The following is a 15363-nucleotide window of genomic DNA, read 5'->3' as shown; positions in this document are numbered from 1 at the left end:
CCCTGCGGAAGGGCTTGTGCGAAGCTGTGGGCCAGTTGCTTGGAAGTCCCCTCCCGGATGGGACACGGCAGGTGGCTGTGGTACCCGATACGCCGGCGACGCGGGCGCAAGCCGGGAAGATGGCCCCGCGCTGCCGCAAGGCAGGAATCGATATCGCCCTGGTGGATGCTGAAGGGCGGGTGACGGATGTCGAGGCGCCGGCTCCCCCGTAGCCACTCCTAGCTGCCTGCGGCACAATGTCCGCCTTCGCGCCAGGGGCCCTGCCATGTCCGCACTCGACGCCATCCGCCGCCACCACACCGAGCTGACCGCCATCCGCCGGGACCTGCACGCCCATCCGGAACTCGGCATGGCGGAGCACCGGACGGCGGCGATCGTAGCGGAGAAGCTGGAGAGCTGGGGCATCGAGGTGCATCGCGGCGTCGGCGGCACCGGCGTGGTCGGCGTCCTGCGCAACGGCCGTGGCAACCGCGCCATCGGCTTGCGCGCCGACATGGACGCGCTGCCGCTGGAGGAGCTGAACGACGTCCCCTACCGCTCCACCGTGCCGGGGAAGATGCATGCCTGCGGGCATGACGGGCATACCACCATGCTGCTCGGGGCGGCGCGCTACCTGGCGGAGACGCGGAACTTCGACGGCATCGTCCATTTCATCTTCCAGCCCGGCGAGGAGGGCTGCGGCGGCGCCCTGGCGATGCTGGAGGATGGCCTCTTCGAGCGCTTCCCCTGCGACCAGATCTTCGGCATGCACAACCGGCCCGGCATGGCGGTGGGCGAATATGCCGTCCGCCAGGGCCCGACCGCCGCGGGCGGCGCCTTCTTCGACATCCATGTCGCCGGCAAGGGCGCCCATGGCGCCCGGCCGGAGGCGAGCATCGACCCCGTCCTCGCCTCCTGCCACATCACCGCGGCGCTGCAATCCATCGTCTCCCGTAACATCAACCCGCGGGAGGCGGCGGTGATCAGCGTGACCAAGGTGGTGGGTGGCAAGGCTTACAACGTCATTCCGGAAACCGCGACGATCTCCGGCACTGCCCGCTTCTTCTCCCGCGAGGTGGCGCAGCAGATCGAGGAGGGGCTGCAGCGCGTGGCCGCCGGCGTGGCAGCGGGATTCGGGGCGGTGGCGACGCTCGACTGGCGGCTGATCTTCGCGCCGACGGTGAACGACGCGGAAGCAACCGAGGCGATTGCCGCTGCGGCGGCGGAGCTGGTGGGGGAGGCGCGGGTGGCGCGGGACAAGCCTCCGGGTATGGGGTCCGAAGATTTCTCGTTCATGATGGAAAAGGTGCCGGGAGCCTATATCCATCTCGGCAACGGGGATGGCGCCATGCCGCACAACCCGCGCTACCAGTTCAATGACGCCGCCATTCCCTATGGCGCCGCCCTCTTCGCCCGGGTGGTCGAGCGGGGGCTGCGAGGCGATTTGTAACGCCTGGGGACTCGAATTCCGCCTTGGGAGTCGCTATATGCCTGCCGTCACCTCGGTGACTATGGCGATAAACGCGGTCTGGAATAAGCGTTGCGGACCCGGGGGCAGTGCCCGGCGCCTCCACCACCCGCTCAGCGGGGCCATGGGGGCGAAACAGGCTCGACGCGCGTGGTAAAGGGATCGTTTTTGCCCGGCATGGTTCCGCCGTTATCGGGCCAAATCCAAGTGCGAACGACAACGACGCACTCGCTGTCGCTGCCTAAACAGCAGCGTTAAGCGCGGCTCGGGGGGCGCCGGGCAACAGAAGCCCCCCACCTTCATTTTCCACTCACACTTCCGTGCTTCCACGGCATGGCCTATGCACAGCATGCGCTATGCCAGGCATGGGGATTGCCATGCCCGCGCCCAGAAGAGGGTGAGAGGACCCGCCTGATGACCGAGACCGCCTCGCCACCGGACAGCCAACTGCCCTATTCCCGCTGGACGGAGGAAGCGCTGCGGGCCGTACCGCGTGCCGCCCTGCAGCATGCGGCCAAGCATGGCCTGCCCGGCGAGCACCATTTCTACCTGACCTTCCGGACCGATGCTCCCGGCGTCTCCCTGCCCGGGCATCTGAAGGCCCGCTACCCGGAAGAGATGACCATCGTGCTGCAACACAAATTCTGGGATCTCAGTGTGGATAGCGCGGGGACCGGCTTTTCGGTCGGGCTGTCCTTCGGTGGGGTGCCGGCGATGCTGACCATCCCCTTCGCGGCGCTGACCGCCTTTGCGGACCCGCATGTGCGCTTCGGCCTGCGCTTCCAGCCGCCGGAACCGGCTGAGGCGCCGGTGCCAGAGGCCGTTGCTGATGTGGACCAGGCCGCCCCGGCCGCGGCCAAGCCGCAGGTGGTCAGCCTGGACGCCTTCCGCCGCAAGCGGGACTAGCCGCCCCCTTCCCGCGCTGCAGGGGAGGTCAGGGCGGGGGGGGGCAAGGCGCCTCGCCAAGTGGCGCCGCCCCTCCAGCCCTCCCCTGCGCGCAGGGGAGGAAGTTGCCGGCGATAAGCTTGGCTGGTCCGGCCCCTGGCGGTAAACCGGGGCCAGGCCCGGAGATCGCAAGTGACCCCTCCCCTCGACGCTGCTTCCGACCCAGCCCCTGCCAGGCCGGAGAACTTCCGCTACAGCCCGATGTTCCCGCTGGGCGCCGACGACACGGCCTGGCGCAAGCTGGACATCCCGGGCGTCAGCACCATCGAGGTCGAGGGGCGGACAATCCTCAAGGTGAAGCCCGCAGCGCTCGAGGCGCTGGCCTTCGCCGCCTGCAAGGATGTCTCCCACCTGCTGCGCCCGGCGCATCTGCAGCAGCTCGCCAACATCCTGAAGGATCCGGAGGCGAGCGCGAATGACCGCTTCGTCGCGCTCGACCTGCTGAAGAACGCCAATATCGCCGCCGGCGGCGTGCTGCCGATGTGCCAGGACACCGGCACGGCCATCGTCTTCGGCAAGAAGGGCCAGCGCGTCTGGGTGGAGAGTGACGAGGAGGAGGCGCTCTCCTACGGCGTCCACCGCACCTATACCGAGACCAACCTGCGCTACTCGCAGATGGCGCCGCTCTCGATGTTCGAGGAGGTGAACACCGGCAACAACCTGCCGGTGGATTTCTCCATCATGGCGGCGCCCGGCGAGCATCATGCCGACGAATTCCACCTGATGTTCGTGTTGAAGGGCGGCGGCAGCGCCAACAAGACCTTCCTCTTCCAGCAGACCCGCGCGGTGTTGAACAAGCCGAAGCTGCTGTCCTTCCTGGAGGAGAAGATCAAGACGCTGGGGACCAGTGCCTGCCCGCCCTACCACCTGGCCATCGTCATCGGTGGCACCAGCGCGGAGACCACGCTGAAAACGGTGAAGCTGGCCAGCACGAAGTGGCTCGATGCCCTGCCGACCAGCGGCGACAAATCCGGTCACGCCTTCCGCGACACGGCACTGGAGGCGGAGGTGCACAAGCTGACGCAGAATCTGGGCATCGGTGCGCAATTCGGCGGCAAGTATTTCTGCCATGACGTGCGGGTGGTGCGGCTGCCGCGGCATGGGGCCTCCCTGCCCATCGGCATCGGCGTCTCCTGCTCTGCCGACCGGCAGGTGAAGGCGAAGATCACGCCGGAGGGCGTGTTCCTGGAGGCGCTGGAGCGCGACCCGGCGCATTACCTGCCGGAAGCGACGGATTCGATCCTCGGCGGGGAGGTGGTGAAGATCGACCTCGACCAGCCGATGGACGAGATCCGAGCGACGCTGTCGAAGTATCCGGTGAAGACCCGCGTCTCCCTCACCGGCACCATGGTGGTGGCGCGCGATATCGCCCATGCCAAGCTGCAGGAAAGGCTGGACCGCGGCGAGGGGCTGCCGGACTACATCAAGAACCACCCGGTCTATTACGCCGGGCCGGCGAAGACGCCGCAGGGCTTCGCCACCGGCAGCTTCGGCCCGACCACGGCCGGCCGGATGGACAGCTATGTGGAGGCCTTCCAGAAGGCCGGCGGCTCCCTGGTGATGCTGGCCAAGGGCAACCGCAGCAAGGCGGTGCTGAACGCCTGCAAGACCTATGGCGGCTTCTATCTCGGCTCGGTGGGCGGGCCGGCCGCGCGGCTGGCACAGGACTGCATCAGGAAGGTCGAGGTGCTGGAATATCCGGAGCTCGGCATGGAGGCGGTCTGGCGGATCGAGGTGGTGGATTTCCCCGCCTTCATCGTGGTGGACGACAAGGGCCACGATTTCTACGAGGGGCTGGAATAGCCCCTCGCCCTGCCGGGCTTAGCGCATGCTGACCTGACAGGCGCGACAGCCCGGCCCGGCCGGCGCGCGCTGCAACAGGCCGGGCACCCGATCGGGCCGCGCTCCCGGTGACCGGCATCGCGGCCGGGCGGGCAAGCCGCACGCTCGATGCCGCCGAACGCAGCTCAGGCTCAGCCATGGCGACGCCGCGAAGCGGCACCGCGTTCTGCGCCGCTTCGACCCCGATATGAAAGCCGCCCCATGGCGATGGCGGAGGGTGCCCATGGCGGCCGTCGAAGACGCCTGAAAGCGCCTCCGCCCGGCCGGAAGAGGCCGCTTCCAAGGCAAAGCTTGCCTCCCGCCCGCCGCCCCCCTATGCGGAAATCCGCCGCCGCCCGGGAGACTCCGCATGCCTGACCGCCGACGCATCTCCTCCGGCTCCGCCTTCGAGGAGCAGATCGGCTATTCCCGTGCCGTCATCGATGGCGATTACGTCTGGGTCTCCGGCACCACCGGCTTCGACTACAGCACCATGACGCTGCGCCAGGGCGTGGTGGCCCAGGCGGAGCAGTGCTTCGAGAACATCGCCCGCGCGCTGGCCCAGGCCGGGGCCAGCCTCGATGACGTGGTGCGGGCCTTCTACATCCTGCCCAACCGGGCAGACTGGCCGCCCTGCTGGCCGGTGGTGAAGCGCTATCTGGGCCAGGCGCGGCCGGTCTCCACCATGATCGTCGCCGGGCTGCAGGGCGAGGAGATGCTGATCGAGATCGAGGTCACCGCCCGCCTGCCGAAGAAGGGCTAACCCCATGCGCTTTTCCATCGATCGGCTGGACCATCTGGTCATCAATTGCCGTGACCTCGAGACCATGGCCTCCTGGTACCAGCGGGTGCTCGGCATGGAGCGGGAGGATTTCGGCCATCCGGCGCGCATCGCCCTGAAATTCGGCGGGCAGAAGCTGAACCTCCGACCCTTCGAGGCCTCCCAGGCCGATTGGCTGGCGGCAGAGCATTGCGTGCCGGGCAGCCAGGATCTCTGCTTCGTCACCGCCGTGCCGGTGGAGGACATCCTCGCCCATCTGCAGGGCTGCGGCCTGACCATCGAGTTGGGGCCGGTCACCCGCACCGGCGCGCTCGGCCCCATGGGCTCGGTCTATTGTCGCGACCCGGAGGGCAACCTCATCGAAGTCTCCACCTACTCCTGAACCGGCGGCGTCAGCGCCGTGCCCGCTCAGCGCGTGCCCCCTCAGCGCGTGAAGGTCAGCGCCACGCGGCGTGAGCGGAAGACATAGACCGTCCAGACCGCCATGAAGAGGACCGTGCCCAGCCAGCGGGCAAGATCGCCCAGCCCCTGCTCGGCGAAGGGGTCGAAGGCGATGTCCTGGCGGTTCAGCGCGGCGACCACCATCAGCAGGTTCAGCGGATAATTCACCACCGCCACCAGCACCAGCGCGACCCAGCCCCAGCGGAAATGCCGGGATTTCCCCATCGCCAGCCAGAGCAGCACGACCAGCGCCACCCCAAGCAGGAGGTTTTGCGCCGATTCGACGATCATCACCCCAGGGATGACGCCGAAGGCCACCCCGACATCCGGGCCCCAGTAATAGCCCAGCATCGAGAAGGCATAGGCGATGAAGCCGACCCACAGGCCCCACACGAAGAGGAACAGCCAGCCCTTGAAGCCCGGGCCGAGGCCGCGGCCCTGCCGCTTCTCCCGCCGTGCCCCAGCGATCGCCAGCCCGATCGGTACGGCATAGAAGGCGATGAGGGCCAGGACGGCCACCCAATGGACCAGCGAGAAACGCTGCATCCGACCCTCAGCCGCCGGATGCCGGCATCGGGCGCCGGATCAGAACCGCTCTTCCTCGAAGCCGCCGGCGAGCGATTCCAGCCGCGCGCGGTCCAGCAGCACCACCTCGGCCGGGCTCGGCAGGGCGATCAGCTTCTCGGTCTTCAGCCGGGTCATGGTGCGGCTCACCGTCTCGATGGTCAGGCCGAGGTAGTCGGCGATATCGGTCCGGGTCATCGGCAAATGGAAGCGGCCGGGCGGCGCGTCGCAGGGGCGCAGCGGCCGCGCCTGGGCGAGTAGGAAGGAGGCCACGCGCTCCCGCGCCGTCTTGCGGCCGAGCAGCAGCATCTGCTCCTGCGCCGCCACCAGCTCGTTCGCCGCGGTGCCCAGCAGGCGGCGCTCGAAGGCGGGGAAGTCGTCCAGCACCTGGCGCAGCCGGGTGCGGGAGAAGCGGCAGACCCACACCTTCTCCAGCGCCTCGGCGGAGAAGGCATTCGCCTCTCCCACCGCCAGGCCGAGGAAATGCCCCTGCCGGGCGAAACCGGTGATCTGCCGGCGGCCATCCGGCAGCAGCTTGTACAGCCTGGCAGTGCCGCCGGTGACGTTGAAGAAATGCTCGGGCTTCTCGCCTTCCGCGATGAAGGTCTTGCCCGGCGCCACCTCCAGCACCTCGGCCAGGGCGGCCAGGCGGTGGAGATCCTTCTCCTCCAGGGCGGAGCAGACGGAGACCGGCCGCGCGTCGCAATGCGCGCAGGGATCGGGCACGGCGAGGGCGGCCATGCCGGTGGCCGGCGTGCCGAGCTGCGGCCTCGGGGCGGGGCTGATGGGCCTCATCGCGGCATCCCTGATTCGGGTGGTGGCCGTCCGGCGGTGATCCCGGGGTGCCTAGCGTGTCATGCACCCGGCACAGGCTGCGGCGTCGTCAAGCTAGAGGCCGGGACCCGCCATGGCAAGGGGAAGCGGCCAAGCGATTGATCCAAAACAAGGTCGCAGCGGGCCGCAGACGCCTAGAAGGGCGCATGGCCCCTTTGCCCGAACCGCCGAGCCTGATCGTGGCGCCGCTGCAGCCGGCGGAATTCCGCCCCGCCTATCCGCTGGTGCGGGCGGTGGCGCCCCGGGTCTCGCTGGCCGATTGGCTACGCTTCGCCCGGCGGGCCGCCGGCCGCGGCCGGGCGAACCGGGAGGGGGTGACGACCGTACGCCACATCGGCCGACCCTTCCCCTCCGGCCTTTGCTGCTGGCGGCAGGACCATGACCTGGAGGAGGGGCGGGTGCTGACGGCGGAGCACATCATCGCCATGGACCTGCTGGACGCCGCCCCGGTGATCGACGCGCTGACGGCGGAGCTGGAGCGGATCGCGGCCCGGCTGCAATGCCGCAGCGTGCGGTCCGTGCTTTACCCGGATGCAACCATGCTGGCGGACCGGCTGCGGCTGGGCGGCCATAAGCCGGCGGCCACGCTGCTGGCCAAGCCGGTGGGCGGGGCGGAAGGCGAGTAGCGGCCAGGTGCCGGTGCCATCTCGGACAGGATGAAGCTCTGAAGGCCGGCGCCCCGCGACGGTACGCGGCGACGTCGCGGGGGCAAAGGGTCACACCGCCGCGGAATGCCGCGCCATGCCCGCCGCCGCCGGGCCATGCAGCAGCCCTTCCCAGGGCTGCGGATTGGCGTCGAAGCAGGCAGCCGCCAGCCGCAGATAGCGCCGGCCGCGCCAGGTGAGGGACAGGTGCTCCGCGTCCAGGACCAGCATCCCCGCCGCCTCCAGCGCCGCCAGCCGCGGCGCCGCCTGGGCCAGCACCGCCGCCGCCCCCTGCCCCCAGGTGCCAGGGCGGAGGTCGAGGCTGAAATCGCACATCACCCGCTCGATCATCCGCCAGCGCAGCCGGTCCTCGGCGCTGCTCGGCACGCCACGGCGGATGGGCAGCCGGCCGGCGGCCACCGCCGCCTGCCATTCCTGCGCCGCCGCCACATTCTGCGCCTGGCCGCTGCGGAGCTGGCCGATGGCGGAAGCGCCAAGGCCGAGCAAAGCGGGCGCGGCATCCGTGGTGTAGCCCTGGAAATTCCGCCGCAGCCGCCCCTGCCGCGCCGCCACCGCCAGGGAATCCCAGGGCAGGGCGTAGTGGTCCAGGCCGATCGCCGCATAGCCCGCCGCCAGCAGCACCGCCTCCGCCGCCTCTGCCTGGTCTAGCCGCGCCGCGGCATCGGGCAGGGCGGCAGTATCGATCGCCCGCTGATGCGGCTTCATCCAGGGCACATGGGCATAGCCGAACACCGCCAGCCGGGAAGGGCGCAGCGCCGCGGCGAATTCCGCCGTGCGCGCCGCCTGCGCCGCTTCCTGCCCGGGCAGGCCGTACATCAGGTCCAGATTGATCGCCCCGATGCCGGCGGCGCGCAGCCGCGTCACCGCCGCTTCCACCACCGCTTCCGGCTGCACCCGGCCGATCCGCGCCTGCACCTCCGGCGCGATGTCCTGCACCCCGAGGCTGACGCGGTTGAAGCCGGCGGCCGCCAGCCCCTCCGCCAGCTCGGTTTCCACATGCCGGGGGTCGAGCTCGATCGCCAGCTCCGCCCCCGGGCGGAGGCCGAGCCGTGACCGCAGCGCCGCTACCAGCCGGGCGATGCCCTCGGCGCCGAGCATGGAGGGCGTGCCGCCGCCGAGATGCAGATGGCCCAGCCCGCCATGCGCCGGCAGGGCGGCGGCGAGCAGCGCCAATTCCTCCTGCAGCGCCTCCGCATAAGCCGCGATCCGGGCTTCGGAGCGCGTCGCCTGGGTGTTGCAGCCGCAATACCAGCAGAGCGCCCGGCAGAAGGGCACATGGACGTAGAGGGAGAGCGCATCGCCCGGCGCGATGTCCATGGCCAGCCAGTCCCGGTATTGCGCCTCCTCCAGCGGGGCGAAGCCGGCGGCGGTGGGATAGCTGGTGTAGCGCGGGACCCTCGCCTCAGCGAGGAGCAGGTCGGCGGCGAGGTGGGCGTCGTGCTGCATCATGGGCCGCATCTTCCGCGCCGGGCCGCCGCGGTCATTGCCCTGGATCAAGGAAAGGCGAGGCCAGGCAGCGCCATGCTGCCGCATGCTTGCCAACTGCCTGCACGCCCTGACCGCCCTGGGCGGCGAGGCCTTCCCCTCCCTGTTCGCCGCCATGCTGCTGGCCGGGCTTGCCGGGGGGGTGGGGCATTGCGCCGGCATGTGCGGCCCGTTCGTCATGGCGCAGGTCGCGACCGGTGGCGGGCTGGAAGGCGGGGCGCTGCGGCGGCTGTCCGGCGTGCTGCTGCTGTCCTACCAGGCCGGGCGGATGGCCGGCTATATGGCGCTCGGCGCCGTGGCTGGCGGGGCGGGCCAGGCGGTGGCGGAAATCGCCCCACGCGGGCTGCTGGCCCTGCCGCTCGGCCTGGCCGCCGCGCTGATGCTGACCCAGGGCGCGGCGCGGCTGCCGGTGCTGGCCGGGCGGGTGCCGCATTTCGCCCTGCCCGCCTTGCCGCTCGGCGCCGCCGGGCGGCTGCTCGCCGGGCCACCCGGGCCGGGGCGCGGCTTCACGCTCGGCCTGATGCTCTCCCTGCTGCCCTGCGGCCTGCTCTACGCCGCTCTGGCCGGCGCCGCGGGCAGCGGCAGCGCCGCGGCGGGGGCACTCGGCATGGCCGGCTTTGCCCTCGGCACCATGCCCGCCCTCGCTGCCGTCGCGCTGCTCGGCCGCTTCTTCGGCCGCCGCCTCGGCGCCCGCCTCGCCACTCCTGCCGCGCTGCTGCTGCTGCTGAATGGCGGCCTGCTCGCGGCGCTCGCCTTCCGGAGGCTCGCTTGATCTTCGTCAAGGCCCCCGTCGCGGCCGCATGCCATTGCGGCATCGCCGAAAGGAGCATGTTCCATGCCTGATGTCTCCGCCGTCGCGGATTCGCCCCCCCTCGTCGCGCGGCGCCAGCCGGACTATGTGGAGGCGCCTTTGCGCGCCTTCGCCATCGCCACCGTCTTCTGGGGCATTGCCGGCTTCGCCGTCGGCCTCTTCATCGCCGCGCAGCTCGCCTGGCCCGCGCTGAATCTCGGGCTGGAATACACCAGCTTCGGGCGGCTGCGGCCGCTGCACACCTCGGCGGTGATCTTCGCCTTCGGGGGCAACGGGCTGTTCCTCGCCTCGCTCTATGTCGTGCAACGCACCTGCCGGGCACGGCTGTTCGGCGGCGAGGACGCTGCCTGGTTCCTCTTCTGGGGCTATAATTTCTTCATCCTGATCGCCGGCACCGGCTACCTGCTCGGCATCACCCAGAGCAAGGAATACGCCGAGCCCGAATGGTACGCCGATCTCTGGCTGACCATCGTCTGGGTGGCCTATCTGGTCGTGTTCGGCGGTACCATCCTGAAGCGGGAAGAGCCCCATATCTACGTGGCGAACTGGTTCTTCCTCGCCTTCATCATCACCATCGCCGTGCTGCATCTGGGCAACAACGCCGCCCTGCCGGTCAGCCTGTTCGGCACGAAGAGCTACGTCGCCGCCGCCGGCGTGCAGGATGCGATGATCCAGTGGTGGTACGGCCACAACGCGGTGGGCTTCTTCCTCACCGCCGGCTTCCTCGGCATCATGTACTACTTCATCCCGAAAATGGCGGAGCGGCCGGTCTATTCCTACCGGCTCTCGGTCATCCATTTCTGGGCGCTGACCTTCCTCTACATCTGGGCTGGCCCGCACCACCTGCACTACACTGCGCTGCCGGACTGGGCGCAGACCCTCGGCATGGTGTTCAGCATCATGCTCTGGATGCCCTCCTGGGGCGGCATGATCAACGGGCTGATGACTCTTTCCGGCGCCTGGGACAAGCTGCGCACGGACCCCGCGCTCCGCTTCGCCGTCGCCGCCGTCGGCTTCTACGGCATGGCGACCTTCGAGGGGCCGATGATGTCCATCCGCGCGGTCAATGCGCTCTCCCACTACACCGACTGGACCATCGGCCATGTGCATTCCGGCGCGCTCGGCTGGAACGGCTTCATCCTCTTCGGCATGCTCTACTGGCTGGTGCCGCGGCTCTGGGGCCGCCAGCAGCTCTGGTCGGCGAAGCTCGCCAATTGGCACTTCTGGGTCGCGAGCCTCGGCATCCTGCTCTACATCACCGCGATGTGGGTCAGCGGCATCATGCAAGGGCTGATGTGGCGCGCCTACGACCATCTCGGCTTCCTGCAGTACTCCTTCGTGGAGACGGTGGCCGCGATGCATCCCTACTACGTCATCCGCGCGCTCGGCGGCCTGCTCTACCTCAGCGGCGCCCTGCTCATGGCCTACAACCTCTGGCGCTCGGTCAGCAGCAGCCCGGCGGAGGCGAGTGCCGCCGCCCAGGCGGCTGCCGCCCCGGCCGCGGCGTAAGGAGAAGCCCGCGATGTTCGGCCTCAACCAGGCGAAGATCGAGCGGAACCTGATCCTGCTCGGCATCCTCACCCTCATCACCATCTCGATCGGCGGCCTGGTGCAGGTCATCCCGCTCTTCGCCGTCGAGCAGACCATCGAGCGCGTCGGCGGCATCCGCCCCTACACGCCGCTCGAGCTCGCGGGGCGCGACATCTATGTCCGCGAGGGCTGCTATGTCTGCCACAGCCAGATGGTCCGCCCCTTCCGCGACGAGCGGGAGCGCTACGGCCATTACTCGCTGGCTGCCGAGAGCATGTACGACCACCCCTTCCAATGGGGCAGCAAGCGCACCGGGCCGGATCTCGCGCGCGTCGGCGGCCGCTATTCGGATGAGTGGCATGTGCTGCATCTGCGCGACCCGCGCAGCGTGGTGCCGGCCTCCATCATGCCGGGCTACGGCTTCCTCGACCGGCCGCTGGACTACCGCGATATCGGCGAGCGCATGGCGACGCTGCGCGCCGTCGGCGTGCCCTATACCGAGGCGCAGATCGCCAATGCCCGCGCCGACCTGGAAGCCCAGGCGCGGCCGGAAAGCGACGGCACCGGCTTCGGCGGCCGCTACGCCCGCGCCCGGCAGATGGATGCCGATGCCGATTCCGCGCACATCACGGAGATGGATGCGCTGGTCGCCTACCTTCAGATGCTCGGCACCCTGGTCGACTTCTCCGAAGTCACGCCAGAGCAGCTCCGGCAGCAATAGGAGGCGCGGACCATGGACCTCATCGAGCTGCACGGCACGCTGGCGACGCTCTGGATCGTCTGGTTCTTCGTGCTCTTCACCGGCATCGCCGTCTGGGCCCTGCGCCCGGCGCGCCGGCAATCCTTCGATGCCGCGCGGCAGATCCCGCTGCGGGATGCCGAATAGGAGATCGCCGCCATGGCGAATGCACCCGAACGCGATGCCCATAGCGGCACCACCACCACGGGCCATGAATGGGACGGGCTGAAGGAGCTGAACACCCCGCTGCCCACCTGGTGGCTCTGGACCTTCTACGCCACCATCCTGTTCTCGGTGGTGTGGCTGGTGCTCTACCCGGCGCTGCCCTTCACCGGCACCGGGCTGCTCGGCAGCATTGCGCGGCAGGAGGCGGATGCCGACCACGCCGCCCGCATCACGGCCGCTGAACCAATGCTGGCGCGGCTGCGCCAGGCGAGCCAGCCGGAAATCCTGGCCGATCCCGAGCTGCGCGCCTATGCCATCGCGGGTGGCCGCACCGCCTTCGGCAACACCTGCGCCGGCTGCCATGGCGCCGGCGGCCAGGGCGCGCCGGGCGGCTTCCCCAGCCTGGCCGATGACGACTGGCTTTGGGGCGGGCATCTGGCGGAGATCGAGCAGACCATCCGCCACGGCATCCGCGCCCCGGACGATGCCGAGACCCGGCTCAGCCAGATGCCGCGCTTCCTGGCGGACGGCATGCTGACCGCGATGCAGGTGAACGACGTGGCGGAATACGTGCTGGGCCTTTCCGGCCGCGGCACCGACGCCACCGCGGCGGCGCGCGGCGCACCCCTCTTCGCCGAGAATTGCGTCGCCTGCCATGGCGAGCGCGGCGAGGGCAACCGCGAGCTCGGCGCACCGAGCCTCGCCGACGCCGTCTGGCTCTATGGCGGCGACAAGGCGAGCGTGGTGCGCAGCATCTCCTTCGCCCGCGCCGGCGTGATGCCGGCCTGGGGCGCGCGGCTGGACCCGGCGGTGATCCGCATGCTGGTCGTCTACCTGCACAGCCTGGGCGGGACCGAAGGGCAATGACCACCATCCCGTCGCCCGACCAGCTCGCCCCGGACGAGCAGCACGTTCCGCTCTATGCGGCGCGCCAGCGGGTCTATCCGCAGGCGGTGCACGGGACGGTGCGGCAGGTGAAATGGGCGGTGCTGATCCTCTGCCTCAGCGTCTACTACCTGGTGCCCTGGCTGCGCTGGGACCGCGGCCCGGGCCTGCCGAACCAGGCGGTGCTGGTGGACATGGCGCATGGGCGCCTGTTCTTCTTCTGGCTCGAGATCTGGCCGCAGGAGGTCTACTACCTCACCGGCCTGCTGGTGCTGGGCGCCATCGCCATCTTTGCCGCGACTTCGGTGGCAGGGCGCGTCTGGTGCGGCTTCGCCTGCCCGCAGACGGTCTGGACCGACCTCTTCATGCTGGTGGAACGCTGGATCGAGGGCGACCGCAACGCCCGGATGCGGCGCGACCGCAAGCCGCGCTGGAGCTGGCAGGATCGCGGGCGGAAGGTGGCGAAGCATGCGGCCTGGCTGTTCATCGCCCAGGCCACCGGCGGCGCCTGGGTCAATTACTTCAACGACGCGCCGACCCTCTTCATGCAGTTCCTGACCTTCCAGGTGCCGATGGGCGTGCTGGGCTTCATGCTGCTTTTCACCTTCACCACCTATTTGCTGGCCGGTTGGGCGCGGGAGCAGGTCTGCACCTATATGTGCCCCTGGCCGCGCTTCCAGTCCGCCATGCTGGATGCCGACAGCTTCGTCGTCGCCTACCGCGCCTGGCGCGGGGAGAAGCGCGGCAAGGCGCGGGACCGCGGCAAGGCGCTGACGGAGATCGCGCCGGCCGGCCGCAGCGCCACGGTGGCGGCGCTGGCGGAAGCGGCGATGCCGCAGACCATCGGCGACTGCGTCGATTGCGGCGCCTGCGTGCATGCCTGCCCCACCGGCGTCGATATCCGCGACGGCTACCAGATGGGCTGCATCGGCTGCGGCCTCTGCATCGATGCCTGCGACGACATCATGCGCAAGCTGCACCGCGCGCCGGGGCTGATCGCCTTCGAGACGGATGCCAACCTCGCCGCCTCCGCCGCCGCCACCAGGGCGCTGCCGGCCGGCGAGGCGCGGCTGGGCCCCGGCATGGCGGCGCGGCGCATCCCGAAGCTGATCCGACCGCGCACGGTGATGTATGCCGGCGTCGTGGCGGTGGTTGGCGCGCTGATGCTCTATGGGCTGGCAACGCGACAGGATGTGGCGCTGGACGTGCTGCGGGACCGCCAGCCGGTCTATGTCCGCCTTTCCGATGGCGGCATCCGCAACGGCTATGCACTGAAGCTCTCCGACCGGCGACACGCCAGCACGCAGCTCGCAGTGCAGGTGGAAGGCCTGCCGCGCGGCGCCACCTGGCAGGTGCTGGATGGGCCGGGGACGGATGCCGCCGGGCGGCCGCTGGTGGCTACCCGGGCGGATGGCGTGGCGGAATGGCGGCTGCTGGTCACCACCCCCGCCGCCGCCCTGCCGGAGGGGGAAAGCACCCCGCTGACCATCCGCCTGCTGCCGCCCGGCGGCGGCAACGCGCTGGCCAGCCGCGCCACCGTCTTCCTGCGGCCGAAGCCATGAGCGCGATCCTCTCGCCCGGGCCCGCGGCGCCGCGCGAAGCCGGCGGCGCAGCTCCCGACCCGCGGAAGGGACGCTGGATTCCCTGGGTCTTCGTCGGTGGCATGGGCGTAGTGGTGGCGGTGAACCTGGCGCTGGTCTGGGCCGCGCTCGGCACCTACACCGGCACCACCACGGGCGGCGCCTATGACCGCGGCCGGCATTACAGCCAGGTGCTGGAAGAGGCGGCACGGCAGCAGGCGCTCGGCTGGCAGGCCCGGCTGACGGTGGAAGAAGGCGCGCTGCTGCTGCGGGCGCGGGACCGGGCAGGCGTGCTTCTCCCGGCCAATGTCACCGTGGCGGCGCGGCTGCAGCGGCCGCTGGCGCGGGAGAGCCTGGTACTGGATTTCGCGCCGGCTGGTCCCGGGCTGTGGCGCGCGCCGCTCGCCGCCGATCCCGGCCAGTGGGAGGCGATCCTGACCCTCTTCACCGGCGCGGACCGCTGGGAGTATCGCCAGCGGCTGGTGCTGCCGTGAGCAGCCCCGCCCGGGCAGGCAGAATGGGGGCTCTGCCCCCATACCCCCGCCGGGGGGTGGACCACCCCCCGGACCCCGGTCCGAGTCGGCAGGTTGAACCGTCGGATCTGAAACTTGGACCGGGGTCCGGGGCCAGGTCCTGGCCCCGGCGGGGGTTCGGGGGCAGCGCCCCCGAT

Annotated in this window: 17 protein-coding genes and 1 other RNA gene; 15 read left to right on the top strand and 3 right to left on the bottom strand. The window is 70.2% G+C overall.

Going from position 1 to position 15363, the window contains the following annotated elements:
- Positions 1 to 71: 71 nt before the first annotated feature.
- From E5N76_RS30030 to E5N76_RS05180, 7 genes are all read left to right on the top strand, one after another.
- Positions 72 to 212, top strand: a complete 141-nt coding sequence (locus tag E5N76_RS30030) for a hypothetical protein (protein ID WP_207791864.1) — start codon at positions 72 to 74, stop codon at positions 210 to 212.
- A 53-nt stretch (positions 213 to 265) separates the two neighbouring features.
- Entirely contained in the window at positions 266 to 1429 is a 1164-nt protein-coding gene (locus E5N76_RS05205) for a M20 aminoacylase family protein (protein ID WP_149536242.1), read from the top strand.
- Between the two features lie 7 nt (positions 1430 to 1436).
- Positions 1437 to 1745: a transfer-messenger RNA gene (gene ssrA, locus E5N76_RS05200) on the top strand.
- 116 nt (positions 1746 to 1861) lie between these two features.
- Complete coding sequence (locus tag E5N76_RS05195; protein ID WP_149536241.1) at positions 1862 to 2353, top strand: SspB family protein; 492 nt, start codon at positions 1862 to 1864, stop codon at positions 2351 to 2353.
- Positions 2354 to 2593: 240 nt separating this feature from the next.
- The gene (locus tag E5N76_RS05190; protein WP_149536510.1) at positions 2594 to 4195 is read left to right on the top strand and encodes a fumarate hydratase; all 1602 of its coding nucleotides are present in this window, start codon (positions 2594 to 2596) and stop codon (positions 4193 to 4195) included.
- Positions 4196 to 4583: 388 nt separating this feature from the next.
- Positions 4584 to 4976 (top strand): RidA family protein, encoded by a 393-nt coding sequence (locus tag E5N76_RS05185; RefSeq protein WP_149536240.1) that lies wholly within the window; start codon positions 4584 to 4586, stop codon positions 4974 to 4976.
- A 4-nt stretch (positions 4977 to 4980) separates the two neighbouring features.
- Positions 4981 to 5376 carry a VOC family protein gene (locus E5N76_RS05180; protein ID WP_149536239.1) on the top strand — a complete coding sequence of 132 codons (396 nt, stop codon included), beginning with the start codon at positions 4981 to 4983 and terminating at the stop codon, positions 5374 to 5376.
- Between the two features lie 41 nt (positions 5377 to 5417).
- On the opposite strand, the gene E5N76_RS05175 is transcribed toward E5N76_RS05180, so the two are convergent.
- The gene (locus E5N76_RS05175; RefSeq protein ID WP_149536238.1) at positions 5418 to 5981 is read right to left on the bottom strand and encodes a DUF2569 family protein; all 564 of its coding nucleotides are present in this window, start codon (positions 5979 to 5981) and stop codon (positions 5418 to 5420) included.
- A 39-nt stretch (positions 5982 to 6020) separates the two neighbouring features.
- Entirely contained in the window at positions 6021 to 6794 is a 774-nt protein-coding gene (locus tag E5N76_RS05170; protein WP_149536237.1) for a Crp/Fnr family transcriptional regulator, read from the bottom strand.
- A gap of 185 nt (positions 6795 to 6979) precedes the next feature.
- Between E5N76_RS05170 and E5N76_RS05165 the strand changes: the two genes are divergently transcribed.
- Positions 6980 to 7459: a hypothetical protein gene (locus E5N76_RS05165; RefSeq protein WP_149536236.1), complete on the top strand. Its 480-nt coding sequence runs from the start codon at positions 6980 to 6982 to the stop codon at positions 7457 to 7459.
- Between the two features lie 90 nt (positions 7460 to 7549).
- On the opposite strand, the gene hemN is transcribed toward E5N76_RS05165, so the two are convergent.
- Positions 7550 to 8947: an oxygen-independent coproporphyrinogen III oxidase gene (gene hemN, locus E5N76_RS05160; RefSeq protein WP_207791863.1), complete on the bottom strand. Its 1398-nt coding sequence runs from the start codon at positions 8945 to 8947 to the stop codon at positions 7550 to 7552.
- A gap of 82 nt (positions 8948 to 9029) precedes the next feature.
- Between hemN and E5N76_RS05155 the strand changes: the two genes are divergently transcribed.
- From E5N76_RS05155 to E5N76_RS05125, 7 genes are all read left to right on the top strand, one after another.
- The gene (locus E5N76_RS05155) at positions 9030 to 9755 is read left to right on the top strand and encodes an urease accessory protein UreH domain-containing protein (RefSeq protein ID WP_187829987.1); all 726 of its coding nucleotides are present in this window, start codon (positions 9030 to 9032) and stop codon (positions 9753 to 9755) included.
- A 63-nt stretch (positions 9756 to 9818) separates the two neighbouring features.
- A complete protein-coding gene (gene ccoN / locus E5N76_RS05150) occupies positions 9819 to 11303 on the top strand; it encodes a cytochrome-c oxidase, cbb3-type subunit I (protein ID WP_149536234.1) in 1485 nt (494 codons plus the stop codon).
- 13 nt (positions 11304 to 11316) lie between these two features.
- Positions 11317 to 12045 carry a cytochrome-c oxidase, cbb3-type subunit II gene (ccoO, locus tag E5N76_RS05145; protein ID WP_149536233.1) on the top strand — a complete coding sequence of 243 codons (729 nt, stop codon included), beginning with the start codon at positions 11317 to 11319 and terminating at the stop codon, positions 12043 to 12045.
- Positions 12046 to 12057: 12 nt separating this feature from the next.
- On the top strand, positions 12058 to 12210 hold the full coding sequence (locus tag E5N76_RS05140) for a cbb3-type cytochrome oxidase subunit 3 (RefSeq protein WP_149536232.1): 153 nt from the start codon (positions 12058 to 12060) through the stop codon (positions 12208 to 12210).
- A 12-nt stretch (positions 12211 to 12222) separates the two neighbouring features.
- Positions 12223 to 13095: a cytochrome-c oxidase, cbb3-type subunit III gene (gene ccoP / locus E5N76_RS05135; RefSeq protein ID WP_149536231.1), complete on the top strand. Its 873-nt coding sequence runs from the start codon at positions 12223 to 12225 to the stop codon at positions 13093 to 13095.
- The gene (gene ccoG, locus E5N76_RS05130) at positions 13092 to 14675 is read left to right on the top strand and encodes a cytochrome c oxidase accessory protein CcoG (RefSeq protein ID WP_149536230.1); all 1584 of its coding nucleotides are present in this window, start codon (positions 13092 to 13094) and stop codon (positions 14673 to 14675) included. Before ccoP ends, ccoG begins: the two co-directional genes overlap by 4 nt.
- Positions 14672 to 15187: a FixH family protein gene (locus E5N76_RS05125; RefSeq protein ID WP_149536229.1), complete on the top strand. Its 516-nt coding sequence runs from the start codon at positions 14672 to 14674 to the stop codon at positions 15185 to 15187. The genes ccoG and E5N76_RS05125 overlap by 4 nt, the downstream gene beginning before the upstream one ends.
- Positions 15188 to 15363: the final 176 nt, after the last annotated feature.

The sequence above is a fragment of the Siccirubricoccus phaeus genome, from assembly GCF_008360935.1.
Classification (GTDB): domain Bacteria; phylum Pseudomonadota; class Alphaproteobacteria; order Acetobacterales; family Acetobacteraceae; genus Siccirubricoccus; species Siccirubricoccus phaeus.
This window is presented reverse-complemented; position numbering and strand designations above follow the sequence as displayed.